Here is a 26,588-nt window from a genome sequence, read left to right as displayed (position 1 = left end):
GCTTGCTGGACGGGCGTTTATCCCTGCAGTCTTAAAGTAACAAAGCAAAGCGGACAAAATATCGCAACAATATGGGAAATTGTGTGTGATCTTCATCACAGGCAACGAGCGGCTACTAGTATAACCTTGTGGAGAGAGTTTTTTCCAATGCAAGGAAATAAACTGATTCTATGGCAAAGGTGGCAATGATATATGAGATCCGCCAACCGAGGCAAGCTGCCCGTTTTGGACTCGGTGACGCTTTTTTTCATCATATCGAATCTGATTCTTATTTTTTTATCGAATGCTATTGTGAACACGGTAACAAACCTGCTTGACGCTATGGGATACGGGGCGCCGGATGTGCCGACACTGCTGCGCTGGGGGCTTTTTCTGTTGAACTCCGTCGTATTTTACCGCATCCTGCAGCGCTATAGCGTCCGGTTGCGGCGCGAGGCGGACCGGCGGCGATCGTCGGAGAAGCACTTGCGGTTATATGCGCGGGTATTTCAATCCGCTCAGGAAGGCATCATGGTTATGGATGCGGCGACGCGGATTATCGATATCAACGAATCGTTTGCCCGGATGACGGGCTATGAAGCCCGTGAGCTGCTGGGCCAAACGCCCTGCGTCCTGCAATCCGGAAAGCACGACAACAACTTCTATGCCAACATGTGGGCCTGCATCCGCCATGGAAGCTGGCAGGGCGAGATCTGGTGCCAGCGCAAGGACGGCAGCTCGTTTCCCGGCTGGCTGATCATCAACGCCGTCAAGGATGATCATGGGCGGATCGTCAATTATGTGGGCATTTACTCCGACACCTCCGAACGCAAAAAAGACGAGCAGACGCTGAGGATGCATGCGGGCGTGTTTGAAGCGTCGCACGAGGGAATCATGATTACCGATATCGAAGGGCTAATTTTGTCGGTCAACCCGGCTTTCGCAACCATCACCGGTTTTTCGGCGAAGGAAGCGGTCGGGCAAACGCCAAAAATTTTATACTCCGGGCAGCACGACAAAGCTTTCTACCAACACATGTGGACGACGATTCGAAAAACCGGAAGCTGGCAAGGGGAAATTTGGAACAAGCGGAAATCCGGAGACCTTTACCCGCAATGGCTGACGATCAAAGCGATCAAGGACGAGTATGGCGAAGTCCGGACGTATGCGGGTATTTTCTCTGATATTACGGAGCGCAAGAAAGCGGAAGAAGATCTTCGCTACCTGGCCCATTACGACGGGCTGACGGGGCTACCGAACCGGCGTCATTTTCAAAATCAGCTGCAAGCCGCGCTGGAAGAAGCGCAGCAAATCGGCACGATGGTCGGGGTGCTCTTCATCGACCTCGACCGGTTCAAGGTCATCAACGATTCGCTCGGCCACGACATCGGAGACCGGCTGCTCATGCAAGCTGGGCAGCGGTTGCTTCAGTGCGTCGAAGCGCCACAGATCGTATCCCGGTTTGGCGGAGACGAGTTTACGATCATTTTGCCCCATCTGCGGGACCCAAAGGAGGCGACCGCCGTTGCGGATACCGTTTTGGCGGAGCTTGCGCGGAAGTTTCACGTCGCAGAACATGATTTTTATATCACCGGCAGTGTCGGCATCAGTCTTTATCCTAAGGACGGAAGCGACATGGAAACACTCCTGAGGCACGCCGATTCCGCCATGTACGCCGCCAAGGAGAGCCGGAACGAATATCGGCTGTACATGCCCAAGTGGACGGAGAAGCTGCCGCGCCAACTGATGCTGGAAAACGGCCTGCGCGCGGCAGCGGAGGCCGGCCAGCTGGAAGTGTACTATCAGCCGCAGATGGATTGTCGGGCCGGCCGCTTGACCGGATTGGAAGCACTGACGCGATGGAACCATCCGGTGATGGGGCTTCTCAGCCCGCAAGAGTTCATCCCGGTAGCCGAAGAGATCGGCATGATCGCCGATATGGACGAATGGGTGCTGGAGAAAGTGTGCATGCAGCACGCCCAGTGGACCTCCTTGCTCGGGCATCCGGTCAAGGTAGCCGTCAATTTATCCGCGCGGCAGCTGCACCGGCCTCATTTGCCCGAACGCATCCGGCAGATCCTGCAGCGGCACGAGGTCGATCCTTCCCAATTGGAGATCGAAATTACGGAAAGCGCCGGTCTGACGAAGGCCGAGGCGACGATCCAGCTTCTGAAGGAGCTGCGCCGGATTGGCATCGGGACAGCCATCGACGATTTCGGCACCGGCCATTCCGCGCTTGCTTACCTGAAAAAGTTCGATTTCAGCGTGCTCAAAATCGACAAGACGTTCATCCAGGGGCTGGACCATGATCCGGTCAACCGCGCTCTGGTCCAAGCGATCGTCGACATGGCCCATGCGCTCGGACTCCGGACGGTCGCCGAGGGCGTAGAGACGGAAGCGGAGCTTGCGCGGCTGAAGCAGATCGGCTGCGATACCGTACAGGGTTATTTGCTCAGCCGACCTTTGTCCCCGCGCGAGATGGAAGCTTTTTTGGCTGCGATCCGGCACGGTGACAAAGACACTGCGGAAGCTTAACTCAGTACAGCACCCTCCACAAATAAAACGTCGCATACGCTTCAAAGCCGCTCCACCCGGCCGCAAGCCGCTGCAGCTCGGCCGGCGTCGGCTTGCTGTCCATGTCGAACAGATGCTTGACCGCGTTCTGCAGCCCGACGTCGCCGGCGGGAAAGGCCGACGGCAGCCGGAGACAGCGCATCATCACGTAATGGGCCGTCCATGGCCCGATACCGCGGATGGCAGTCAGCTCACGTTCAACCGCTTGCGCATCGGCCAAGCTGAGCAGATGCTCCTTAGCCAACCGGCCATCCGCCATGCGCGCCGCCGTTTCGAGCACGTACTCGGCCTTTTTGGACGTGAGCTGCAGCGGCGTGAGGTCGGCCACCGACAGTCTGGCAATCGCTTCAGGCGTCGGAAACGTCCAATAAGTCCGGCCATCCCAAGCCATAGAAGCGCCATACGATTCGACGAACCGCCGCTTGAGCGTGTAGGCGAACGCCAGATTGATTTGCTGCCCGAGAATGGCCCAGCACAGCGCCTCGAACAAATCCGGAATGCCAATGCACCGGAGCCCGTAAAACCGCTGCGTTAACGGCCCTAGCAGCAGGTCGCTCTCGGCCAGCCGGTAAAACGCGTCGAGATCCGTCCCCAAGTCGAACCATTCCCACACATAGCGGGCCGCCGCCAGACGAGTCTGCGGATTCCCATGCGCCGCTTCGTCAAGGAACCTAAGACGCACGGTACAGTCATCCGAACCACCGAAGATTTCGACGAGCACCCGCTCACTTCCCGCTTCGATCCATTTGTACACGCGGTCTTTGTCTTGATCGACGTAAAACAGGCATTCGTTCTCCGATCTCCCCATATAGGCAAGAGCGGCGGAAAACCGGAAAGGCCCCCGCGGAACAAGCTCCCCTTCGTGTCCGCCGTCCTTCCATCCTTCTTGAAATGCAAGCTCTGCCGCAAGCTGTGCTTCGTTCATCATCCATTCTCTCCTTTGTCCAATCAGCGTCCGCTATTTTTCTTCATGATACCTTTTTACCATACTCCGGTCTTCTCCGCTTTTGAAATCTTGCGCTCTCACTCGTCCCCCCTTACATCGCAAGACCTGCCGGGGTATACTGAGCTCGTGAGGTGATCGCTATGACTGACCTGCATGAACGGCCGGCGGACCGCGAACGGACGGAGCCGGCGTTAACCGACGATATCTGGAACGCCATCATTGCCAACGATGCCGCGCTCGATGGCCGATTGATTTACGCCGTAAAGACCACGGGAATCTTTTGCCGGCCCTCCTGCAAATCGAAGCCTCCGAAGAGGGAGCACGTGCGAATATTCCGCGGCGCAGCCGACGCCGCCTCTCAAGGCTTCCGCCCCTGCAAGCGATGCCGTCCCGACGGCAAAGGGATGCCGGACGAAGAATGGATCCGGCACACCGCCAAGTGGATCGAGGCGCACTATGCGGAGCCGCTGACCCTCGCCGTACTGGCGGAAGCGCAGCATGCCAGCCCTTACCACCTGCACCGTACGTTCAAGCGGCTGACGGGGGTCACACCTGCGGAGTATATCGCGGCTACCCGCGTGGAGGCGGCCAAGCGGCGGCTGAAGGAGACCGGCGAGACGGTGACCGAAGTGGCGCTGCGCACGGGCTTTCCGAACGCCGCTTATTTCTCGACCGTGTTTCATAAACGAACCGGGCTCTCGCCGACCGCCTACCGGCAGGCGCAGGAAGCCTCGGGCTCATACCCGTCGAAAAAGAGAACCGAGGAGGGACGCTCATGTTAGATACAGCCACCGTTTCCAATGCAGGGAACGCTTCGCCGACTTCACGCGGCTCTGCGGAAGACACGCAGACGCCCTACGTATATTGCACCACTTATCGCGACGGGGATTGGATGCTGAACATCGCGGCGACGGACCAGGGTCTTTGCCGCGTTCGCTTCCCGAACGAGAAGCCCGGAGCGCTGGCCGCTTGGGCGAGCATTCACTGGCCCAGTGCATCGCTTGTGGAAAGCACGGAAGCGCTGCGCCCTTATATGGAGCCGCTCGCCGCTTATTTCCGGGGGGACTGCACCCCGTTCGACATGCCGCTCGATGTGCGGGGTACCCCGTTTCAGCTTGAGGTCTGGGAAGCGCTCCGGCTCATTCCGTACGGAAGCACCTGGACGTATGCGGAGCTGGCCGCGGTGTTGGGAAGGCCACTGGCCGCCCGGCCCGTCGGTGCCGCCGTCGGCGCCAATCCGCTGCCGATCGTGCTGCCCTGCCACCGGGTGATCGGCAAGGACGGTTCCTTGACCGGCTACCTCGGCGGCCTGGAAGCCAAAACGCGGCTGCTGCGCCTGGAAGGCTTCCCGCTCCGGGAGGAGCGCGGCTTGCGCCAGCGATAGGCATCGAGGAAATGCCCGCAAGTATAAAACCCCCGTCAGCGACGGGGGTAACCAAACTTGGTTGGCAATTATTTTAACGTTTTAAATACGCCTTCTTTTGCTTTGTCAGAGAACTTGATCTGATTAAAAGTGACAGTCTCATGGTATGTTGGTGTCATTGCATCGCTAACGACTAAGAACTATATTTTTGATCTTATCGATTAATTCGTTGCTATTTAAATTTCCAAATAATACTTCAACAATTTTACCCCGATCGTCAACTATATATGTAGTAGGTAAGCTTGTAACTTTGTATAACTTACTTACCTCCCCCGACCTATCTAATAATATAGGATAAGTAACATTATATGTTTTTTGAAAGTTAACAACACTTACAAGGTTATCTTTATTGGTGGAATTAATTGCAATTACAAATAGTTTGTCACCGTATTTTTGATGATAGTGGTTTAATATCGCTGCCTCTTCTCTACAAGGTTTGCACCAAGAAGCCCAAAAATTAACTAATGTATATCTGTCATTTGGAAAATTTTTAAGTACTCTGCCATCTAAATCTTTTAAATTGAAGGTTGGTGCGTCACTTCCAATTTTAATATTAATATTTGTATCTCCATCCTTATTCATGAAATAGATTAGAATCAATATAATTATGACGACACAAGAAACCAAACAATAAATTGAAATTATTCCAAAGTTCAATCTATTATTCATTGCTGTAATTTACAATCCTCTCCAAATAATCACTGAATGCTTTACTTTTTATTAAAAAATGAGCATTATCGCTCTTTTTAACTAGCCTGATTTCGAATATGTCCTTATACCAATAACCTATCGTCTGTTTTTCTCCATTTGAAAAAAAAACTTGTATAATATACTTTTCTGTAGGACCTTCAGATTTGATATTGGATTTATAGTAGGTTGCTTGATTTAAAAAATTTAAAAAACTTTGTTTGTCTGATTCATTAACTTGTATTGGACTGCGAGTGCCTAAAATTACAATTTTCGTTACACTTTCTGAGCGGAGCTCTTTTCTAAAACTCTCCCATGCCATTTCTTCGGGGTTATACTGATTAAAAAACATTATGCAGATAGCAAATAACATGCCGCATATGATAGCAATTGAAGTAATTATCCGGTTTTTGGTCAATAATTTGTACCTCCAATAATACTTTAGGTGAGTCAACAAAACTCGTGACCCACCTTTTTCTTAACAACTACTATTTTTTTGGAATATTAACCGTATTTTTTTCGAATGATGTATCTGGTTTTTTATCTGAAGGTTTTAATTCTGGCACAATTGCAGGAGTGATAAACTCGTCAGGAATTGCCGAAATGAATGCCTCAAAAGATGAATTTATAGTAATTCCTTTTTCATCTATATTGTCCCCTTTTAAATGATAGACTGGCTGAATAAACTCTTGAGTACTAGTTGGGGTTGAGTCTTCCCAATATGATAATTCAATTTTATTAATTTTCACCTTCCTAGAATCAGAGTGAATTTTTACAGTCCCTTTAAGCTTTTTTAAATCATCTATAACATTATCGATACTTTTTAATTTTATTGGATTTCCTTTCGGATCAATTGGACGATTCAAAGAGAAGACAGTGTCAATTTGTCCTTTATCACCAATTGAAACAATTATTCTTGAAATACCATAAACCTTCGTACCGTTTAATAAACGGTTAAAATAAACTTCTTTCCTAAGAACTTTTTTATCGTTTGGATTTTTAGCATTTGTAAGAGTTTCATGAGCAACACTAGTAATGGTGAAATCATTTGGTAATAAATTATTTTTTTTAAGAAAATCGGTAGCAATTTCTTTCGCTTTCTCATCCGTAACGTCAATGGATATTGATTCATTTCTATGTTTATTGTGATAATGGAAAACTCCATTATTAAAAACTTCCAAGTATTGTTTCTCATCTTCAATTTTAGTGCCTAGTTCATTTTTCGTACCAGATGCTTGAATATTAAATGCTTCCTTTAGTTTTGCCACTTTGTCTTCAATTTGTGAATCAGAAGTGTGCTTAAAATAAGAGGGTTCACTGTTTATTTTCCGGACCTTTTCCATCTCAACTTTGTCTAATTCAACCTGGAACTCTTCGTGCGGAACTCCTCCTCCTACTTCAGGAAAATTAATTTGTGTTAATTTCTCGTTAGCACTATTTGCGCTATTAGAAAAAATAACTTTTTTACCCTCATAAAGATATAATGTTAAAAAAAATACAACGGCCGTTGTAATAAAGATAAAATGTTTTTTTGTCATAGGTTACCCTCCTAATTAATTTGATGGTTGAACAGTTAAAGACCAGTAATAATACTCGTCGCTACCACCGATCGGTGCTGGCTTTCTACTATAATTTTGTATGGTATCATCTTTTGAAATATCGGCAGCCAAAACACGAGCTATTACTGGATCAGCACTATGAATTTGATATGCCCTTGCGGCATTAAAAAATGCATCCTTTATCTTTGCATTTTGTCTCAATTGCGTAGAATAGTAAGTTCCTTCATCAGAGTACATATACATAACGTTACCAAAACCAGTAACCATATGTACTCCCTGCATAATACTTGCCCACTTAGGGTTACTATTGTTCAAAAAATTGCAGCTATATGTTGATACCCACTTGGTTTTCGGAGAAACATTATAACCCTCGTACCCCCACCAAATCTCATTAGAATCAGCATTCGCATTATCTTCTCGTTCACCTTCGTCGCCAGATGGATGAAAAAGCGACGAACTATTCATAGTGTAAAAGTGATTTGAATTGTAAGTAACACCGTGCCCTCCCGGTCCATAGCCATGTCCGGTAAATACCATAAAATCAACAGAATCAACATTATCGTAACCAATTTTGTACATACCAGAATGGAGTAAATCTGTTTCCCAAGAATTATTATCCCTGTAAAGAAACTTTTTGTTTGCATACCAATAATTCAAAACTGGATCAAAAAAGCCATTGATGAATTTGTCTGTATAAACTGCACCAGAGTATCTATCCTCATGTGCACAATTGCCATATTTTTGATACCCGGCCGGATTGGTTGCCCCTAAATCAATTGTAGCCGCGTTAACACTACTGATTGACAGAACAGCAGTTAGAACTGATGAAATTAACAATTTTTTAGGAAACATATTCTTTCACCCTTTATGATTTATTGATAGAGAATTTCAAAAGCATCATAATATGATCAACGATTGTGTCTTGGTTCTAGACTTATACTCGAAAAATCTTTTGGGGTTGGTTCGCCCCCCATCCTTTAGTACCCTCCCTCAAATAAAATGTTTTGTCGAGCCTCAGTAGTTTATCGGATTACACGGATATAATACCATATAATTACATTAAGTGTTAATAGTTACAATGTACTTATTTATTGGTTTTCGAAGAAGGAATGTGGTACTTAAAGATGAAAATCAAATCCATTTATTTTGTTAAAAATTCCCATGTTTGAAATCAAAATGGTCCTATAACAGAATATTTGGGCTAATTAAATCTGAAATACTATCAGACATATTCCTATTCGAAGATTTTAAACTTTGTTCAGAAAAGTTCTGCATGCGGAGGTTCAAGAAGAGTATTACCAAATTAGCAGAATTATCGTAACCGTTCCTGATTATCGGTATTTTAACCGCTCCGATCTTTGAGGTGTAAAAATGAGGGGGCAAGAGGGAATTATTAATGTAAGAAAACAGGCGGGGTTAAGCTCCCCGCCTTTAACATCCGAACTTTATTTGACTAATCTCTAACGGCTTCTCCATCAAAATGAAGCTTCCGCCCGATCCTTCTTCACCGATCTGGCTTCACGTACGGCAAAGACGACAACGAGCAAAAACGACAGCACCCCGTACAGCAGCACCATGAGCTGCAGCCCGATCAAATCCAGCAGCAGCCCCGTGCTCAGCAGAACGACCTGGAACACGACGCGGTCGAGCATACTGCGGAACGAGAAAAAGCGGCCGTGATACGCTTTCGGAATTTGCTTCTGGAACAAGGTCGCTGACGCCGGGAAAAATCCGCCCGCCGCCAAGCCGAACAGCCCGAACGAAAGCAATGCGCAAAGCTTCGAATCGGCAAAAAACAGCAGGCACTGCGCCGCCGCCACAATCGCCGCAAACAGGAACAGGCGGTTCATCAAGCCGCCGCGGTCGGCCATCCACTTGACCAGAAAGCCGGCCAGAATGAAGCTGATCCCTTCCACGGCATAGAGCAGCCCTTTCACCTGCGCATCGTGCTGCAGCTCGCTGATGTTGATGACCATCAGATTGAAGCCGCCGATGAACAGCGTCGGCACCAGCGTCAGCCAGAGCACCGTTAGCACGGTCGGCTCCGAACGCAGCAGCGGCAGAAGCGCCTTGAAGCCGCTTTGCTCGGCCGGCGGCGCCTGCCCTGCCGGATCGCCGCCGCGCCGGCCCTTTTCGGCCTGCTCCGGCTCTCCGTGAAACACAGCCGCCGCCCCTTCGTCAGCCTCTTTCGCCTGCCGCAGGCCGGGCTCAGGCACGTTCAGGAAGGCGGTAGACGCAAGCAGCGCCACATAAGCCACGAAGGAGGCGACATACAAGCCTTTCAGGCTCATCACGGTCAGCATCAGCCCGGCCAAGGTCGTCCCCAGAATACGGGCAATCGTACCCGCGTTCATATGTACGCCGTTTAAGGCAAGCAGTTCCTGCTCCTTCACGATCAACGGAATGACGGACTGCAGCGCCGGGAAATAGAACGCGGCCGATATTTGCAGCGTCACGGCGAACAGCACCATCCACCAGATGGAATCAAAATACAGTGCAACAAACATAAAGCTGACGCTGACCAAGCGTCCGGCGCCCGAGATCAACAGTACCTTTTTCTTCGAAGTCGTGTCGATGACTCGTCCGGCCAGCGGACCGAACAGCACCCCGGCGAGCAGCCCGGCGAATAAAATAAGCGACTTCATGAAATCCGAAGGCACCTTCTGCTGCATAAACTCCAAGTTGGCAATTATCGACATCCACAGACCAAGCCCGGCGATAAATTCCCCTGCCAGGACAATCCACACGTTCCGGTTCGTCCACATATACGGTTCTCCCTTAATTTTGAAGCTGTCTCTGGATTGTATACCGAACCGGTCGAAAATGAAAGCGTCGTCCGGCAAAATCAAGCGCAAAGCCCATTCTCTCCGGTTATCGAAGGGAATGGGCCTTGTATGGCCTTGAACGGCATATTTAATCCAACGGACGCTTCGGATGCTTTTTCATCGATTGGTTGAGCTTCTTCCACCGGTCTTTCTCCGCCCGCTGCAAACCCTTGTCTTCCTTGCGAGCTTGGAACGCCAGCTCCTTCTGCAGCTTCACGTAGTTATGGTACCGTCCCCGGTCGAGCGTGCCGTTCTCCAGCGCCTCCTTGACGGCGCAGCCGGGCTCCTCCTGGTGCGTACAGTTGCTGAACCGGCAGCCTACGGCAAGCTGCTCCACGTCGCGGAAGGCGGCGTCCAAGCCGGATTCCGCCTCCCACAGCTGCAATTCCCGCATCCCGGGCGTATCGATCAGCAGCGCGCCCCCAGGCAGCAGCACAAGCTCGCGGTGGGTCGTCGTATGCCGACCGCGACCGTCTCCCTCGCGGATCTCCCCGGTATCCAGGATGGCCTCGCCATAAAGCAGATTGGCCAACGTGGATTTCCCGGCTCCCGAGGACCCGAGGAGCGCCACCGTCCGCCCCGGCTTCAAATAGGCGGCCAGCGCATCCAAGCCTTCGCCGCGTGCAGAACTGATCGCATGCACCGGCACGCCCGGCGCCACAGCTTCTACAACGGCTATTTTGCCCGGTACGTCCTCGCACAGATCCGCCTTGCTGAGCAGCACGACGGGCGCCGCGCCGCTCTCATAAGATAAGGTCAAGTAGCGTTCCAGCCGCCGCACGTTAAAATCCGCATTCAGCGCATGCACCAAAAACACCGTGTCGACATTGGCCGCGACGATCTGCTCCTCGACGGCCGACCCCGCTGCTTTGCGCGAAAACTTGCTCTCCCTCGGGAGCACCGCGTGCACGATCGCGCGTCCGTCCTCCGCCCGTGCCTGCAGCGCCACCCAATCGCCGACGGCGGGATAATCGGCCCGGCCGGCCGCTTGATGCCGGAGCCGCCCCGACACTTCGGCCAGCAGCTCTCCGCCAGCCGTCACCGCGCGGTAAACGTGCTTATGCTCCAAAATAATGCGCCCGGGCTCGTGTCCGGCCTCACGGTAAGGGGCGAACGCCTCCTCCCGCCGGTCGTCCCAACCCCAATCGCACAGATGGTATACGGTCAATTGTTTTCCTCCCATTCTTCAAGCCGATAAAACTGTTGTACCATTTATTGTAATGAACCGGACCGACCGCATCAAAGTAAAAAAAGACTTCTAATCATCTTTTACCGAACTAGCCGTCACGGGAGTTTGTAACCAGATTGTAACTTTCTTGCCAGTCATTCGTCCTATAATCAGAGCATCAAATCATGACAACCTAGGAGGGACTTTTATGAAAACACCGTTCAAACTATTGACTCTCAGCATCGCAGGAGCTTGCCTATTGACCGCAGGCATCCCTGGTTCCCGGGTAAGTGCCGAGCCTTCCTCCGCGAGCGCTCCCGTTCAAACCGTGCCGATCTCCGCTCCCGTTCAGCAAGGTGCCGTCAAAGTATCGGCCAAGGCCGTACAAGAGAAGACCGATCTGTACTCCGCGGATCTGAGCATCCCGGTCATCGAAGGGCTCAAAGATAAAAAGTACCAAGACGAGCTGAACGATATTCTGGAGCGTGATGCGATGAAAGACTTGGAGCTGCTGAAGAAGCAAGCGGAAAATGACGCGGCCGAGGCTAAAACATCGGGCTTCGAATTCAGACCGTACGAGGTTACCGTCAAGTACGAAGTGAAGGCCGGAGGCGGCGCAGCCGATGCGGACATGTTCTCCATCGCAGTGACGACCTACGCGTATACAGGAGGAGCTCACGGTTTGCCGCGCACCGATACATACAACGTGCTGAATCAAGACGCCGCGAAGCGGATCGAGCTGAAGGACCTGTTCGGCGCGGACTACAAGCAGACGATCGACAAGCACATCAAGGATGAGATCGCCAAGCATCCCGACGATTATTTCAAAGACGGCTTCGAAGGCATCGCCGATACACAGTCGTTCTATATTCATCGAGGCAACGCCGTCATCGTCTTCGGGCCGTACGAGATCGCGCCTTACGCCGCAGGCATGCCGGAATTCACCATCCCGCTGCCAAAGCAAGCGCAGACACCGGGCACCGAAGCGGGCGGCCTGCCGCAGAAGCTTGTCGTGAATGGCGCCGAGCTATCCACCGTCGATGCCGCCGTCTACACGGACGCCAAAGGCACCGTGACCGTGTCTTTGCGGAGCGTCGCCGAAGCCCTCGGCTACGAGCTGAAATGGAACGCCGAGCAGCAAGCCGTGGAACTGCATAAGGGAGCCCAGTGGACGATCGTGCGGACGGGCAAGGATGAGTACGTCATCAACAAAATGGCTCCGGTCTCCCTGGGCACCGCCCCGGCGATCAACAGCGAAGGCAAAATGTACGTGCCGCTGGCCTTTTTCTCGGACATCCTGAAAGCGGACGTGAAGTCCGAAGCCGGGACGATCACGATTCGTTAGTTCCGCCTGTAGACCAAGAAAGAGCGCTTAACGGCGCTCTCAGAGTGTTGAGAAAGTGGGTTTTATAAAAATAGAGATATATACGGAGGTGGGGTATCTACTGGAGGAGCGATAGCGATCGCCTTTGTCTGCGGGAAATACCTGCTGCTTAGCGGCTTCCAATAAGATTTCCTGCAGACAACAGCGACCGGAAGTAGATACCCCACCCCATCGTAACCTCTATTATTTCAATTGGCCACTTTCTCAACAAGCTCAGAGCGCTTAACAGCGCTCTTTGGCTTTGCTTAAAATGAAATAATCGTACTCGCATTGATCCGACAACGTAACCCTTCGCCGATGCTCGAAGCCCGCTTTTTCAACCACCCTCCTGGAAGGGGCGTTAACCGGCTTAACGATCGCGACGATCTCCCCGAGCGACGTGCATTCGAACACGTGCGCAGCAACGACTCTCACTGCTTCGGAAGAAAGAAATTGACTTAGCTGATCGTCGCTCATTCGCCAGTCCGGCAGCATATCCGTTATCTCCGTTTGCCGGGTTAGTCCGCCAAGCTCGACCAAATCCTCTAGCGCAAACTCCCGGATGATCAGCGCGTCCGTCTCCATCGTAAATGAATGTCTGATTTCAACCATCTCCTGCGTCGATTTGTCTTCTCTCTATCAGATTACCTTTCGGATAAGACAGATTTCCACGGAAACAATCGTTAAAAAGCAACTTACCGCCTCTATAAAAAGGATTCGGCTGCCCCTGCGGAGAATTAGGCATGAACACCAACCGACACAAATCGGGAACAAAGGACGGCTGCATTGTATGAAACTCGACCGGCTGCTGGCCATCACCATGCTGCTGCTTAATCGCAAACGGGTAAGCGCCAAGGAATTGTCCGAACGTTTCGAAGTATCGCTGCGGACGGTGTACCGGGATATCGAAGCGATCAATCAAGCGGGGATTCCGATCGTTTCTTACGCCGGTCAGACCGGCGGCTACGAGATTACCGACCGCTACCGGCTGGACCGTCAGCTCTTGTCCTTCGACGAGCTCCAGTCGCTCATCGTCGCGCTGCGAGGGATGCAAACCACCTTGGATGACCGGCATTTCGGCAGTTTGCTGGACAAAGTCGGCGCGCTTCTGGTGAAATCCGAGCAGGGAAGCGTGACGGACGCATCCAAGCAGATCATTATCGATATGAATCCCTGGAGGAACGGCACCGCCGACAAAGAAAAGCTGGAAACGTTAAGGCAAGCGATCCGGGAAAACCGGCTTGCCGCCTTTGAGTACACGAACGGGAAAGGGGAGCAGGCGGAGCGTCTGTGCGAACCGATGAGCGTGGTACTTAAAGGCTACGTATGGTACATGTACGGCTATTGCCGGCTGCGGGAAGATTTTCGGATATTCCGGCTGTCCCGGATGCGGAATTTGCAGGCCAGAACGGAGACGTTCGAACGCCGCCAGATGCCGGCGGAAGAACTGGATAGTCGCTGGACGCGGCGCGACTCGCCCCATTCCGTGAATCTCGTGCTGCAATTCAATCCGAAGGTTCGGGTCCCGGTAGAGGATTATTACAAGCCCGAGCAAATCGAGTACGGCCCGGACGGGACGCTTATCGTTCGCGCTTCCCATCCGGATGCGCCCTGGACGTACGCCCATCTGCTGTCGTACGGTCCCCATGTGAAGGTACTGGAGCCGGAAGCCGTCGCCCAGCGGGTGCGTGAGGAGGCACTAGCCATCGCGCGGCTCTACGAGCAACCCTGACATACAGTTGTCAGGGAATCTATGCTATTGTAAAGAAGTACGCTAAAAATTGCGAGCACAGGGAGGAATTCGAGATGTTTGTCAAAACAGCCGATTTTATAGCCGAATGGCAGCAAGAAGCTGCCGCTACACAGAGAGTCATGGATGCCTTAACCGACGAAGCCCTGGATCAGGCGGTTACTCCGGACCATCGGACGCTCGGACAGCTTGCCTGGCATCTGACGACGACCGTGCATGAGATGCTGTCTCGGACCGGCCTGGAATTCGCATCGGCCGGAGACGACCAGCATGCGCCGGATTCGGCGGCCGTTATCGCCGGAGCTTACCGGAATGCCTCTCATGCGGCGTTGAATGCCGTTCAAACCCAGTGGACGGACGCCAAGCTGACAGAAACGACGGAAATGTACGGGGACACGTGGCCGAATGGCCTGACCTTGCGTATTTTAATCCAGCATCAGATTCATCACCGAGGCCAAATGACCGTCCTGATGCGCCAAGCCGGGCTCAGAGTTCCGGACATTTACGGCCCGACGCGGGAAGATTGGCTGGAGAGCGGCATGCAGCCGCATGTCTGACAGTGAGCGTTTCACCCGACTAAAAACAGCCAGCCTGAGTCTAAGAAGCAAGACATGAATATGTGGCGCATGCAGTGAATACGTGATATTATAGATAGTATCAGCAACTGATATTTAATCAGATTGTCTCAGTTGAAATTCGGGAACACTAAAAAGAGCCGCTAGTGCGCCAACACTAAACGGCTCTTTGGATAAACGAAGCTGTGGCTTTCCCCACGGCGCGCATAGTTTTCAATCTAAGCGAAAAACCACCGGTCAGGGCTGCAACCTTATTGACGGTGGTTTTTTCGCTTGCTTAGCTTCCGTTTGATCAACTTGAATAGCTTCCTACCGCTCAACCATAAGCTGAGAATAGTTGCAATCCATTTGACTATATCCAGCAGCGCCACAAGGGTGACCAAGGCAATCACCTCCTTTGCAGAAGGGCTGCGCCGTGGTCACTTCCTCCACCGTTCTCCGTTATCCTGCTTTGCATTATAACACATGTCCATTAGGAAAGAGCATCCAATTTTATGATACGTTTTGCTCATTTCAGTTGCTAGATCAGTCGGCATTTGTAAATCCGAGTGCCCATCGCAAAACGCTCCCTTACGACCGCCTCAACTATATTCTGGCATCTCCGCTAATACACAATTTCCCGCCCACCCAATCACAGGGCCCCTGACCATCATAAGGTATACTAGGTCAAACGGAAGGAGGATGGACGTATGAGCTGCGTAAAAGGGTTTGGCGGTTTTACTTCTACGGGCGTAATCCTCGTATTGTTTATTTTGTTGGTAATCGTATCTTGTGCCGTCTGGTTCTAATTCGAGGCACAAGGCCCGGGCGGTAGCCTGGGCTTTTTCTTAAATCGCGGGATACGGGAAGGGGGCTCGCTGCGAACCCCCTTTTTTGGGCTGCCAGCTACATAAATTCCTCATGGCTTCAGCAGACGAATGAACGCTAGCAGCGGCTGTGACATCCATTTTTTGGGGTGGACAAACAGTTGCAGATCGAACCGGATATCGGGGTGGACAAAAGGCAGCACCTTCAGGCGTCCGCGTCGTACCTCCTCTTCGACGACAATCTGCGGAAGAAGGGCGACGCCGAGCCCGTTCATCACGCACTGCTTGATCGCCTCCGGGTTGCCCAGCTCAAAGCGGATGAGAAACGAGATGTTGTGCGCTCTTAATACGTTCTCGAACATGCCCCGGTAATTGCAGCTTTCCTCCGACATGATCAGCTCGATTCCGTTCAGATGATCCACGCTTACACCGCCGGATAACTGCGTGAGCGGATGGCCGGGCGGCGCAATCAGCACCAGAGGCTCTTCCCGAATCGTCTCGCAGCGAAGAGCCGGGTCGACCGGCTTGCCGTCGAGCAGCAGGCCGATGTCGAATTCCCCCTCCTTCACTTTGCTGACGATCAGCGACTCGCGTTCCGCTTGGATATGAATGTTCAATTCGGGAAACCGTTCCCTCAGCTGCTGCAAATAAGGGGGAAGGTAGTACGCCGCCAGTGAATCGATCGTGCCGATCGTCAACGTCCCGCCGACCTGATTTCCGACGATTTCTTTGGACTGTGCATACAAATCCAGCATCTGCACAGCAAGCTTCAGCAGCACTTCACCGGGCGGCGTGAGCCGAAGCAGCCTGCCGTGACGCTCAAACAAGGAAACGCCGTATTCCCGCTCCAGCTTCTGAATTTGCATGGTGACGCTGGACTGTGCATAGCCAAGCTCCTCGGCGGCCCGGGTAAAGCTTTGGCGTTTCGCAACCTCGCGAAACGTCTGGAAATATGTCAGGTCCATGTGATGTTCGCCCCTATTATCAATATTATTGATGATGACTATCACTTATTATAGCTAACTCCGATGATTCAAACCATGGTAAAGTAGAGCCAAACAAAAATTATTCAAAATCCATGGAGGAATGTAAAAAATGCTAACCCAAGAGCAGCTAACTGGTGTTTACGTCCCTATCGTCACCCCGTTCGACAGCAACGGCGCCGTAGATCTAACTTCATTCGAGCGGCATGTTCGCTGGCTTGCGGACCGCGGCATCCATGGCCTGGTCGTCAATGGAACGACAGGAGAATCGCCGACGGTAGCATGGGAAGAAGTCGAAGCTTTAGTGAAGACTGCCAAGAACGCAGTCGGCGGGAAGCTGCCGGTAATCGTCGGCACCGGAACGAACGATACCGCTTCGACCGTGAAGCGCACGGAGCTTGCGGTACGTCTAGGTGTGGATGCCGTGCTTGTCGTTGTCCCTTACTATAACCGACCGTCGCAGGAAGGCATCGCCGCCCATTTCCGCAAAGCGGCGGAAGTCGGCATCCCCGTCATCGCCTATGATAACCCGTCGCGTACCGGGGTGGGGCTTACGGCGCAGACAGCCGGAGCCATTCTGGAGCTGGACGGTGTAATCGGTCTGAAGGATAGCTCCGGCGGCATTCAGCTGCTTACGGAATTGTCCCGCTTGAACAGCAAACCGGTGCTGTGCGGCGACGACTCCTTCGCTTACGCGATGCTTTGCTGCGGGGCCAAGGGCGGTATCCTCACTGCCTCCAACGTGGTGCCGGAAGCTTTAGTAGAAATGCACCGGCAGTTCGCCGAAGGAGACTCGATCGGAGCCAAACAAACATTCGAAGAACTGCTTCCGCTCATCCGGCTTCTCTTCAAGGAATCGAATCCGGCTCCGGTCAAGTGGATTCTGGCTCATCGGGGGATTATCGCCTCGGAAGGCCTCCGCCTGCCGATGACGAGCATCAGCGCGACGCTCCGGCAGGAGCTTGAAGCGTATTGGAGCCGAGCCGGTGAGCTGGTAAAGTAAAGCGACGGTCTGAACAATAATAACCGTCAGACGCACGAAAAAGCCCTCCGCTGCAGCGGAGGGCTTTTTCGGACCCAAACCTAATGTTTCATACGGGAAAACAAATCGACAAACGCCCCGCCAACGAGCCAGTAGCTAACGATACAGCTGAGCACGATGAGGATAACGTTTTTCAAAAACTTCATTTCTTCAACTCCAATATCATTTAGGTTCGCCAACGATAGAAGCGCCAAGCTTCACCCGCTTCCGGCGTACGGTGCCTAAGTGCGGCTCCAGTGTCATTGGACAAAAGGACCGTCATCTATTAGACGATTGAACCCGGGAATAAGTTTCAAGCAAATGTTTCTCACAGCCGGAACCCGGGATCATAGGCGGCGCAAAACGGCGGCTAGACGACGGATGCCTTCCTCGATCCGGTTCTCCGGTTCCCGGGCGTACGACAGCCTTAACGAGCTGCCCCCCGCGCCGTATACGCTGCCGGGCATGACCGCGACGCGGTGCGCCTCCATCTCCCGGACCAGCTCGCCGTCTGGGATTTTCCGGTTCAGCTTGCACCATAGGTAATAGCCGCCCTGTGGCACGAGCCATTCGGCCCGATTCCCAAGATGCTCCTGCAGCGCGGTCAGCATCCGGTTGCGGCGGCGCGTCAGCGCCTGACGCAGGTCCGCGAGGTGACCCTGCCATACGCCTGACGTCAAGTACAGCTTCGTCACCTCTTGAAGGATCGTACTGTAGCCGTAATCCATTTCCTGCTTCGCTTCGGCCAGCCGGCTCACGACACCTGCCGGAGCTACGATCCAACCAGCGCGAAATCCGGGCGCGGCCATCTTGGACAGCGTGCCCATATACAGCACATGGCCGCTGCCGGATGATAGCGCCTTAAGGGATAGAGGCGGCGGCTCAGCCCCTTCCAACGCTAACAAGCTGTAGGGGTCGTCTTCGACGATGGGGATGCGGCGCTCCTCGCACAGCTCCAGCAGCCGCCGGCGGCGAGAAAGCGAGAGCGTCGTTCCGGTCGGGTTCTGATAGGTCGGATTGACGAAGATCATCCGGATTTTATGCTTGTTATACAACTGAACCACTTCCTCAGGAATGAGACCATGCTCGTCCATTGGCATTTGAAACAAACGCAAGCCTGCCGAGACGAAGAGCGAGCGGGAGTAAGCGTATGACGGTCCTTCCAGTCCGACCGCGTCGCCCGGGTTCAGCAGACAGTGCGTCACAAGATGCAAAGCCTGTTGGGCACCGGATGTCAGCAAGATTTCGTCCGGAGCGGCATTCACCCGGTACTGCTCCTTCAGATGCGCGGAAATCGCCTCTCGCGTCTCGGCTTCTCCTTTCGGATTGGCATAATCAAGCGGCATCGACAGCGTTAACTCCCGAAGCAATGCGCTGAGCTGCTCCGACGGCAGCAGGTCGGCCGACAGCTCTCCTCTGGAGAAAACGACCGTATCGGGAGCTGCTGCGATCTCCCGGATCCGCCGGACAATCGCCAGCGTCGGCACAAACGAGCCTCCGCTGACATATGAGTGCCAATTCAAGCCGCGCTTCGGTGTATCGCCCCATAACGTTTCGCTTACACGCGTACCGCTCCCTTGCGTGGACTGCACGAAGCCCGATGCGCGCAAATCGGAGTAAGCCGCCGTGACGGTGCTGCGGTTAATGCCGAGCCGCATGGAAAGCTCCCGTTCCGTCGGCAGCGCCGAGCCCGGCAGCAGCTGACCGGAAACGATCTGCTGCTCGAAATAACGGGCAATTTGCCGGTACCTCGGTTCCCGGCTATCCGTATCCAACCTCCAGTTCACACGCATCCCCTCCAGGTTACCCCAGTATACGCCAAATTGGCTGGCGATGGTACCCTCCAATTGGATGCATACAATCTCCGCCGACTCTTTTATGCTCTCATTAGAACAAAATCGTCAGGTCAGGGAGGGCTTCCGCATGTGGTTTGGAGAGAAAAAGTACGCCTGGGGGCTTCTCGCGGTCCTCTGGGTTTTCGGCTGTATTACAGCGTTATCCCGATTCGTCATGGCATACTACCAAGCAGCCATTACCGAGGATTTCGCCGTGGGGCGCAGCTTCATTTCGCTGTCCTGGTCGCTGAACCTGCTGATCGCTGCGTTGTGTATGCCGCTCGGCGGGTGGCTGGTCGATCGATACGGTGTCAAAAAGGTGATGGTGCTCAGCACGCTGCTCGGTGCGACGGGCTCCAGCGTGGTCTTTTTCATACATCATCCCGTCGCCTTCTTTATCGGCTACGGCATCATTACCGGTCTTGTCGGGATCGGTTCGACCACAGTGTTCACGCTCGTGCTCCATTGGTTCGAGCGCCACCGGGCGAAAGCCATGACGATCATTAACAGCGCTTCGCCGCTGGGCCTCGCTATCGTCAGCCCGATCTTCATCAGCTACGAAGGACAGCTTACGTGGGAATACGCCTTCCTTATCACCGCCGCACTCGGGATCGGACTCGTTCTCCCCAGTACGCTGTTGTTCATCCGCGACGGGAGGAATTCCGGGAAAGGGGCGGACTCCGGAGCGCCGGATCAGGCCGCAGAAGCTTCAGGTCAGCCGGAAGAAACGGGCCAAGCAGCCGCCCCCTCCCGGTCCGGGCTACCGCTGCGCAGGCTGAGGGAGAAATTCGTGCCTTACTTCGGCTCCCCGGTTATCCCGGTCGTCATGTTCGCTTTATTCACCTGCGGGTTCAACATGGGCACCGTCGAAATGAACATGGTAGCCATTCATCAGCATGCGCACGTTCCCGGCACAATGATTGCATCGGCGCTCAGTCTCCTCGGGGTCATGGAGGTGGCCGGCTCGTTCGTTTTCGGCTATTTATTGGACCGTATTTCGCGGGCGCTCGCCCTGGCCGTATTATACGGCTTCCGGGTCCTCGGGTTCACGCTGCTCTGGTTTCATCTAGATTTGTCTCCGGTTCTGTTCTCCGTCTTGTTCGGCGCAACCTATATCGGCGCTATTCCGGGAGGACTGCTGCTTGCCGGGGAGACGCTCAAAGGAACGTCGACGCAGACCGGCTTTCTTCTGCTGTTTCACCAAGCGGGCGGCATTATCGGGGCGTTGGTCGCCGGATTTTTGTTCGACGGCTTCGGCAACTACCAGTCGCTGATCGGGGTGAACATCACGATTGCCGCACTCGTGGCCGCCGGCTACGCCTGGCTGCATCTCCGTAGCCGGAGCAAGCGCGAAGCCAGTCGGCCTTCTGTCGCACAGGCCTGAACGGAGGCCCGCTACTGTTCCAAACCGAACCCCGGCTTCATACAAATCGCCGCCAGCGCTCCTGTACCAGGCGAGGTACAAGGCCGCTGACGGCGACTGTTTTATTGCATATTCGATTCCGCCTGTACGCTTACACCCAGCCGCGGGCTTCCATCGCTTTGGAAATCCGCTCCATCGAGATCATGTAAGCGGCCGTACGCAGATCGGTTTTGTATTGGGTGGCCAGATCCTGAACCGCGCGATACGCTTCCGTCATCGCCGTCTTGAGCTTGAGGTTTACCTCTTCTTCGCTCCAGTAATAGTTCATCAGGTTCTGAACCCATTCGAAATAGGAAACCGTCACGCCGCCGGCATTCGCCAAAATATCCGGAATCACTTTTACACCATTGCCGAACAAAATTTCGTCCGCTTCCGGCGTCGTCGGTCCGTTGGCTGCTTCCGCCACGATGCGCGCTTTGATCTGAGCGGCATTGGCCGATGTAATGACATTCTCAAGCGCAGCCGGCACCAAAATATCGACGTCCAGCTCCAGCAGCTTCTCCGGTTGAATAGCGAACGACGCGCCGTAGGCCGACAGGTCTCCCTGATCCTTCAGCTCTTCCACGCGGTTCAAATCCAGTCCTTGCGGGTCATAAATCGCGCCGCGCGAGTCGCTGACGGCCACAACGCGGCAGCCCAGATCCGACAGCAGCTTCGCCGCAATCCGGCCGGCATTGCCGAAGCCTTGAATCGCTACCGTAGCGCCTTCCGGCGTCTTGCCCATATCCTTCAGCGCCTCTTGAATCGTGAAGACGCAGCCGCGGGCCGTCGCTTCGTTTCTTCCCTTCGAGCCCCCGATAATCAGCGGCTTGCCGGTAATGACGCCTGGGCTGTTGAAACCCTTCAAACGGCTGAACGTATCCATCATCCAGCCCATAATTTGCGGAGTCGTGTACACGTCCGGCGCCGGAATGTCTTTCTCCGGTCCGACGATATCGGCGATCGCTTCCATGAATCCCCGGCTGACACGCTCCAGCTCGCCCTTGCTCATCTCGCGCGGGTCGCAGATGACTCCGCCCTTGCCGCCGCCGTACGGGAGGCCGACAACGCCGCATTTGAAGCTCATCCACATCGACAGCGCCTTAACCTCGTCCAGCGTTACATCCGGATGGAACCGGATGCCGCCCTTCGTCGGACCGACCGCATCGTTATGCTGGGAGCGGTAACCTTCAAATACGCGAACTTCGCCGTTGTCCATCTTCACGGGGAACGTGACGGACAGTACCCGTTTTGGGTGCTTCAGAATTTCTACGGCCTCTTTGGGCAAGTTTAGTAGAGAAGCCGCATGCTCGATTTGCCTTTGGGCGATTTTAAACGGATTTAGATTTTCGGCAGTCAGTGTAGTTACAGTCATCGATTCATCTCCATCTCCTTCTATGCTTTAACGTAATACTGAAATAATGAGTTGTTTTTTATTCTATAGGTATCGACTTCCACTTTCAACCGTTTTTTTTGACAAAATTCCGCAAATTACAATAAGCGTCAGAAAACTTCAAAAAACCTTTCACTATTTGTTATTTTTACTCTAAAAATAATGTATAATATAATTGACATCTATTCAAAATTTATCTGATGGAAAGAGGAAAATATGCTGACGTTTGAGGAAAAGATCGCTGTAATCGAATCGTTTGCGGAGCTGGAGAGGAAAAACGTGTCCTTGGGCCGGGTAAACTATCATTATGAGCAGAGCGCTTATGACAAGAAGACCGTCGTCTATCATTTGCATCCGAACGGCAACGGCTTCGTCTATGCCGGTCATCTGTCCGGTTACGACATCGATGAGCGGGGAATGGTGAACATCCGGGATTTCACCGCAGACGAGCTTCGCTCGATTGTCGAAGCCTCGATCCGCTCCCTTGCGCCCAAGACAGTAAAGGAACAAGTCGTCACCGACGACGCGGAAATCGAAGAACGCTGGATCGGTCCGGAAAAGCAGACTTTGATACTGCTGTACGAGAACGAGCTGTGGTGCGTCTATGCCGGTTTGAATCTCGAAGCGGCCTTCGAAACGTACGGGGAAGCCGAAGAGTATTTAGCAGAGGAAGGCTTCTCGCGGCAATAGGCCCCGCCCACCTGCGAAGGACAGCAAGCAGCTTACGTTTCAAGCTCTGCGAACTCGCCGGGGGTGCATCAATATCCGCTCGCCGATCTGTCTTATCGTTTCCGGCGCAGCTTATGGATACCCGGCAAACAGCCGGCAACGGATAAGGCCGGCTCCGCAGCCCCGGCCAGGTCCATCACAGCAAAATGACGCCATTCCCCGTCGGACTGGCGTTTTTTCATTTCAACCGCCGCTTCCGTCTCGGGCCAGACCCTTAGAGACATGTAATGAGAGACATACCAAATAATAGACAAAAAAAGAAGCCCCGGCCGGGAATACGACCCGGACAAGGCTTCCACGAACACCAGCTTCCTCAAGAACGCGGCGGATCAACGCAGTCTGCGGGACCCGACTTCCGCTCCGTAATCGGCATCGTAGGTGCTCGCATTCCTCGAGTTATTGGCACGGAACGTATCGTATACCTCGTTGTCAAGGTCAGCCCGGGAGTCTACAAGCACAAGGATGCTCCCTTCCTTCACAAATTCGTTGTAGCGCTTCGCTTCGTCCTCAGGAATTCCCATGCCGATCAATCCGCCGACGATCCCGCCGGCCCCCGCGCCGACAGCCGCCCCGGTTAAGGTCGCCGCAATTGGGCCAGCCGCAATAATCGGCCCTACGCCCGGGATTGCGAGCGCGCCAATCCCGGCCAACAGCCCGGCGATCCCGCCCAGCATGCCGCCTGTAGCCGCGCCTGCGGCGGCACCCTCCGGCGCTTTGGACCCGGTCTGATCCGCCACGGCGGATACGTCCTTCTTATCCTTCGCAATCACGGATATCTCATCCGCCCGATAACCTTGCCTTTTCAAGCCTTCGATAGCCCGAATCGCTTCCTGCTCGGTCTGGAACACGCCTACGATTTTTTTCTCGTTGTTCATGGTCATGACCTCCTCGGTTGGTAACGAACCGACAAGCGGTTCGTCGGCGTTTCGAAGCCGGACGGCCTGCCGCGCTTCGACGCGGGCCCGCCCGAATCGGCGCCTCTGGCAGCTTTCCGCTACACAGCTTCTTACCCCGAGGAAGGACAAGCTAATCATTCGGCTTTTCACCGGAGCCGTTTCTACGGATAGGCACCCTGACCCGATCACGCATCGCAAACCAGCACAGCTTCCCTCTTGCGGGTCATCGCGGACGAACCGCGAGACGGACTTCTTCGATCCGTCAGCTCCCCTTCTCCGACCGCGGTCCGTCTGACGGGGCACTTGCTTCCGTGACGGCTTCAGCCGACCTTACAGCTACCCGTTTCAGGTCCTCCACGAACAAACGCATAAGTCCCGGCCTGCGCCGGACGGCGAGCGGATGATAGCTGACGGTCGTCGGCAGCCCGCCGATATCGTACCAGCTCCCCCTGAGCCGCTTGACCTCCGCTTCCGGATCTTGAAAAAACGCCTGTACCGCCACGTTCCCCAAGCAGATCATAAGCTTCGGCCGCTTCAGTTCCAACTGCGAAAGCAAGTGTGCCCGGCAGCTATTCCTCGCGGCTTCTTTGTCGTATTTGCGAATCGGCCGGCATTTCAACACATAGGTCACGTAAACGTCGTTCATATCGAGTCCCGCCTCCGCCGCACCGAGCTGCAGCGTGGCACGGGTACCGCAGACGAAAGCGCGGCCCTCCCGGTCCTCCCGCGCCCCGGGATTATCCAGCAGCATGATGACCCGGCCTTCCGGATTGCCTTCCCCCCATATAACGCGAGCGCGCTGATTCGCCAGCTCGCATAGCTGGCAGGAGGCCGCATACGGCGGTGTGGCTTCCTCCGGCAGAGCGATTGGATCGTTGTCGGTCATGGATTTCGGCTTCCTTCCCGATAAGATTGTCGGTTTACAGGATGTTCCGGAAGTTCTGCGTTTATGCATGCGGCGAGGCACAGTCTTCCACAGCTCCCTCAGACGAAGCCCGGCTAGCGAAAAAGCCGAAGCAGCCCCCGGCTCCTTCGGCTTCCGCCTTGTCATCTCTGCCTACATCCGCTCCACAATCGACCGGGCTATCCACACGCCGGCTGCGCCCGCTTGGGCCAACCCCCGGGTCACGCCTGCGCCGTCGCCGCCGCAGTACAAGCCGCCGATCACCGTTTCAAGGTGCTCGCTCAGCTTCGGCCGGGCCGAATAGAACTTCGCCTCCACGCCGTAGAACAGCGTATGATCCGATGCGATGCCCGGCGTCACTTTATCGAGCGCTTCGACCATTTCGATCAGACTTTTCATCGTATTGTACGGAAGCACGAGACCCAGATCCCCTGGAACGGCCTCCTTCAGCGTCGGCTCCAGAAATCCTTCCTGAATGCGCCCGACCGTCGAGCGCCGGCCGCGAATGATGTCGCCGTACTTCTGAACGATCACGCCGCCGCCCGACAAATCGTTCGCCCGCTTGCAGATTTCCCGCGCGTACTCGTTCGGCTTGTCGAACGGCTCGGTAAACCGGTGGGAGACGAGCAGCGCGAAGTTCGTATTAAGCGAGCCAAGCGCCGGGTCCTTGAAAGCATGCCCGTTCGCCGCCATCACCCCGCTGTGGTTCTCGACCACGACATGGCCTGACGGATTGCTGCAGAACGTCCGCACCCGCGTCCCGACCGATGTGTTGAAAATAAATTTGCCCTCGTACAAATGCTCGTTAATTTCGCGCATGACCACATCGGACGTCTCCACCCGAACGCCGACATCCACTTGGTTATTGAACATCGGAATGCGTCGCTTGCGGAGAATTTCCGTCAGCCACGCCGAACCGTCCCGCCCCGGCGCGACGATCACAGCGTCCGCTTCCAGCTCCTCGCCGCTGGACAGCACGACGCCTTGCACCCGGTAGCCTTCCGCTTCTTTCACCGTCAGCACGTCGGCCACTTCCGTCTTGAACCGCATCTCGACATGCCGCTTCAAATAGTCGTTGATCGACTTCAGAATTTGCAAATTTTTCTCGGTCCCCAGATGCCTGACCTGCGCCCGCAGAAGCTTGAGTCCGGCCGCGTAGCCGCGCTGCTCGATCGAGCGCACAACCTCGGTCATCGGATCGGTGATCGTATCGGGAGCGCCGTGCCGCAGATTGAGGCCGTCGACGTAACGAATAAGCTCCAGCACCTGCGACGGCGGCAAATAATCGGTCAGCCATCCGCCGAATTCCGTCGTAATGTTAAACTTCCCATCGCTGTAAGCGCCCGCTCCGCCGAACCCGCCCGTAATCGAACAGGCCGGCAGACAGCCCGCGTACTCCTTTTTCCCCGCCGGAGGAGGACAGAGCCGGATCTTCTCTTCCAGAATCGGACACCGCCGGCTATCGATATCGTGTCCTTTATCAATTAACAAAACGCGTTTGTGAGGCGCTTTCAACGTCAGCTCATAAGCGGCAAAAATCCCCGCCGGTCCGGCTCCAACAATAATCACATCAAAGCGATTGCCCATTTTCGCTTTCCCTCCATCGAACGAATAATCTCGTGCCTACCCGTCCGGAGACGCAAAAAATCCCGGCCTCGAACGGGTATGGAAAACCCGCCGCTCGTAGCCAGGAATTGTCGGTTCCTTGTAGAGACCCCCGGCCCGTCATGCCGAAGATATACGAACAGTCTCATCTGTGACGCTTATTCG

General features: G+C 53.9%; 25 protein-coding genes and 1 riboswitch. Of the genes, 10 read left to right on the top strand and 15 right to left on the bottom strand.

Annotated elements, in window-relative coordinates; genetic code table 11:
- The first annotated feature begins 192 nt into the window (after positions 1 to 192).
- A complete protein-coding gene (locus QMG93_RS04660; RefSeq protein WP_281933931.1) occupies positions 193 to 2,514 on the top strand; it encodes a bifunctional diguanylate cyclase/phosphodiesterase in 2,322 nt (773 codons plus the stop codon).
- 1 nt (position 2,515) lies between these two features.
- Here the strand turns inward: QMG93_RS04660 and QMG93_RS04655 are convergent, their stop codons facing one another.
- Positions 2,516 to 3,481 carry a DNA-3-methyladenine glycosylase family protein gene (locus QMG93_RS04655; protein ID WP_281933930.1) on the bottom strand — a complete coding sequence of 322 codons (966 nt, stop codon included), beginning with the start codon at positions 3,479 to 3,481 and terminating at the stop codon, positions 2,516 to 2,518.
- A gap of 158 nt (positions 3,482 to 3,639) precedes the next feature.
- On the opposite strand from QMG93_RS04655, the gene QMG93_RS04650 reads away from it, so the two are divergent.
- Positions 3,640 to 4,281 (top strand): bifunctional transcriptional activator/DNA repair enzyme AdaA, encoded by a 642-nt coding sequence (locus tag QMG93_RS04650; RefSeq protein ID WP_281933928.1) that lies wholly within the window; start codon positions 3,640 to 3,642, stop codon positions 4,279 to 4,281.
- Positions 4,275 to 4,883 carry a methylated-DNA--[protein]-cysteine S-methyltransferase gene (locus QMG93_RS04645; protein WP_281933926.1) on the top strand — a complete coding sequence of 203 codons (609 nt, stop codon included), beginning with the start codon at positions 4,275 to 4,277 and terminating at the stop codon, positions 4,881 to 4,883. The genes QMG93_RS04650 and QMG93_RS04645 overlap by 7 nt, the downstream gene beginning before the upstream one ends.
- 165 nt (positions 4,884 to 5,048) lie before the next feature.
- On the opposite strand, the gene QMG93_RS04640 is transcribed toward QMG93_RS04645, so the two are convergent.
- The 6 genes from QMG93_RS04640 to rsgA form a co-directional block, all read right to left on the bottom strand.
- Complete coding sequence (locus QMG93_RS04640) at positions 5,049 to 5,504, bottom strand: TlpA family protein disulfide reductase (RefSeq protein WP_281933924.1); 456 nt, start codon at positions 5,502 to 5,504, stop codon at positions 5,049 to 5,051.
- Positions 5,505 to 5,583: 79 nt separating this feature from the next.
- Complete coding sequence (locus tag QMG93_RS04635) at positions 5,584 to 6,027, bottom strand: hypothetical protein (protein WP_281933922.1); 444 nt, start codon at positions 6,025 to 6,027, stop codon at positions 5,584 to 5,586.
- Between the two features lie 70 nt (positions 6,028 to 6,097).
- Positions 6,098 to 7,147, bottom strand: coding sequence for a hypothetical protein (locus QMG93_RS04630; RefSeq protein WP_281933920.1), 1,050 nt, complete (start codon positions 7,145 to 7,147; stop codon positions 6,098 to 6,100).
- Positions 7,148 to 7,162: 15 nt separating this feature from the next.
- Entirely contained in the window at positions 7,163 to 8,020 is an 858-nt protein-coding gene (locus QMG93_RS04625) for a DUF6345 domain-containing protein (RefSeq protein WP_281933918.1), read from the bottom strand.
- A 623-nt stretch (positions 8,021 to 8,643) separates the two neighbouring features.
- The gene (locus QMG93_RS04620; protein WP_281934219.1) at positions 8,644 to 9,933 is read right to left on the bottom strand and encodes an MFS transporter; all 1,290 of its coding nucleotides are present in this window, start codon (positions 9,931 to 9,933) and stop codon (positions 8,644 to 8,646) included.
- Positions 9,934 to 10,081: 148 nt separating this feature from the next.
- Positions 10,082 to 11,161, bottom strand: coding sequence for a ribosome small subunit-dependent GTPase A (gene rsgA, locus QMG93_RS04615; protein WP_281933917.1), 1,080 nt, complete (start codon positions 11,159 to 11,161; stop codon positions 10,082 to 10,084).
- A 208-nt stretch (positions 11,162 to 11,369) separates the two neighbouring features.
- Here rsgA and QMG93_RS04610 point away from each other — a divergent pair, with 208 nt between their 5' ends.
- Positions 11,370 to 12,506 (top strand): PdaC/SigV domain-containing protein, encoded by a 1,137-nt coding sequence (locus QMG93_RS04610; RefSeq protein WP_281933916.1) that lies wholly within the window; start codon positions 11,370 to 11,372, stop codon positions 12,504 to 12,506.
- A 261-nt stretch (positions 12,507 to 12,767) separates the two neighbouring features.
- On the opposite strand, the gene QMG93_RS04605 is transcribed toward QMG93_RS04610, so the two are convergent.
- The gene (locus QMG93_RS04605) at positions 12,768 to 13,136 is read right to left on the bottom strand and encodes a GNAT family N-acetyltransferase (protein ID WP_281933915.1); all 369 of its coding nucleotides are present in this window, start codon (positions 13,134 to 13,136) and stop codon (positions 12,768 to 12,770) included.
- Positions 13,137 to 13,314: 178 nt separating this feature from the next.
- Here QMG93_RS04605 and QMG93_RS04600 point away from each other — a divergent pair, with 178 nt between their 5' ends.
- The 3 genes from QMG93_RS04600 (at position 13,315) to QMG93_RS04590 (ending at position 15,637) form a co-directional block, all read left to right on the top strand.
- On the top strand, positions 13,315 to 14,256 hold the full coding sequence (locus tag QMG93_RS04600) for a helix-turn-helix transcriptional regulator (RefSeq protein WP_281933913.1): 942 nt from the start codon (positions 13,315 to 13,317) through the stop codon (positions 14,254 to 14,256).
- A gap of 74 nt (positions 14,257 to 14,330) precedes the next feature.
- Positions 14,331 to 14,831 carry a DinB family protein gene (locus QMG93_RS04595; RefSeq protein ID WP_281933912.1) on the top strand — a complete coding sequence of 167 codons (501 nt, stop codon included), beginning with the start codon at positions 14,331 to 14,333 and terminating at the stop codon, positions 14,829 to 14,831.
- Positions 14,832 to 15,538: 707 nt separating this feature from the next.
- Positions 15,539 to 15,637, top strand: coding sequence for a hypothetical protein (locus tag QMG93_RS04590; RefSeq protein ID WP_054974735.1), 99 nt, complete (start codon positions 15,539 to 15,541; stop codon positions 15,635 to 15,637).
- Positions 15,638 to 15,747: 110 nt separating this feature from the next.
- Here the strand turns inward: QMG93_RS04590 and QMG93_RS04585 are convergent, their stop codons facing one another.
- Entirely contained in the window at positions 15,748 to 16,620 is an 873-nt protein-coding gene (locus tag QMG93_RS04585) for a LysR family transcriptional regulator (RefSeq protein ID WP_281933908.1), read from the bottom strand.
- 130 nt (positions 16,621 to 16,750) lie between these two features.
- On the opposite strand from QMG93_RS04585, the gene dapA reads away from it, so the two are divergent.
- Positions 16,751 to 17,641: a 4-hydroxy-tetrahydrodipicolinate synthase gene (dapA, locus tag QMG93_RS04580; protein WP_281933906.1), complete on the top strand. Its 891-nt coding sequence runs from the start codon at positions 16,751 to 16,753 to the stop codon at positions 17,639 to 17,641.
- Positions 17,642 to 18,006: 365 nt separating this feature from the next.
- On the opposite strand, the gene QMG93_RS04575 is transcribed toward dapA, so the two are convergent.
- Positions 18,007 to 19,446, bottom strand: a complete 1,440-nt coding sequence (locus QMG93_RS04575) for a PLP-dependent aminotransferase family protein (RefSeq protein WP_281933904.1) — start codon at positions 19,444 to 19,446, stop codon at positions 18,007 to 18,009.
- 136 nt (positions 19,447 to 19,582) lie between these two features.
- On the opposite strand from QMG93_RS04575, the gene QMG93_RS04570 reads away from it, so the two are divergent.
- The gene (locus tag QMG93_RS04570; protein WP_281933902.1) at positions 19,583 to 20,878 is read left to right on the top strand and encodes an MFS transporter; all 1,296 of its coding nucleotides are present in this window, start codon (positions 19,583 to 19,585) and stop codon (positions 20,876 to 20,878) included.
- Between the two features lie 130 nt (positions 20,879 to 21,008).
- Here QMG93_RS04570 and QMG93_RS04565 read toward each other — a convergent pair whose 3' ends face one another.
- Positions 21,009 to 22,271, bottom strand: a complete 1,263-nt coding sequence (locus tag QMG93_RS04565) for a Glu/Leu/Phe/Val family dehydrogenase (protein WP_281933900.1) — start codon at positions 22,269 to 22,271, stop codon at positions 21,009 to 21,011.
- 234 nt (positions 22,272 to 22,505) lie between these two features.
- On the opposite strand from QMG93_RS04565, the gene QMG93_RS04560 reads away from it, so the two are divergent.
- Positions 22,506 to 22,979, top strand: coding sequence for a hypothetical protein (locus tag QMG93_RS04560; protein WP_281933898.1), 474 nt, complete (start codon positions 22,506 to 22,508; stop codon positions 22,977 to 22,979).
- A 92-nt stretch (positions 22,980 to 23,071) separates the two neighbouring features.
- Here QMG93_RS04560 and QMG93_RS04555 read toward each other — a convergent pair whose 3' ends face one another.
- The 4 genes from QMG93_RS04555 to QMG93_RS04540 all read right to left on the bottom strand — a co-directional run bounded on the left by QMG93_RS04555 (position 23,072) and on the right by QMG93_RS04540 (position 26,405).
- The gene (locus QMG93_RS04555) at positions 23,072 to 23,272 is read right to left on the bottom strand and encodes a hypothetical protein (RefSeq protein ID WP_281933896.1); all 201 of its coding nucleotides are present in this window, start codon (positions 23,270 to 23,272) and stop codon (positions 23,072 to 23,074) included.
- 75 nt (positions 23,273 to 23,347) lie between these two features.
- The gene (locus tag QMG93_RS04550) at positions 23,348 to 23,893 is read right to left on the bottom strand and encodes a general stress protein (protein ID WP_216796043.1); all 546 of its coding nucleotides are present in this window, start codon (positions 23,891 to 23,893) and stop codon (positions 23,348 to 23,350) included.
- A gap of 283 nt (positions 23,894 to 24,176) precedes the next feature.
- Positions 24,177 to 24,800: a uracil-DNA glycosylase gene (locus tag QMG93_RS04545; RefSeq protein ID WP_281933892.1), complete on the bottom strand. Its 624-nt coding sequence runs from the start codon at positions 24,798 to 24,800 to the stop codon at positions 24,177 to 24,179.
- A 171-nt stretch (positions 24,801 to 24,971) separates the two neighbouring features.
- A complete protein-coding gene (locus QMG93_RS04540; RefSeq protein ID WP_281933890.1) occupies positions 24,972 to 26,405 on the bottom strand; it encodes an NAD(P)/FAD-dependent oxidoreductase in 1,434 nt (477 codons plus the stop codon).
- Between the two features lie 77 nt (positions 26,406 to 26,482).
- A riboswitch (purine riboswitch) is annotated at positions 26,483 to 26,582 on the bottom strand.
- Positions 26,583 to 26,588: the final 6 nt, after the last annotated feature.

The sequence above is a fragment of the Paenibacillus tyrphae genome (assembly GCF_027925525.1).
GTDB classification, from domain to species: Bacteria; Bacillota; Bacilli; order Paenibacillales; family NBRC-103111; genus Paenibacillus_G; species Paenibacillus_G tyrfis_B.
This window is presented reverse-complemented; position numbering and strand designations above follow the sequence as displayed.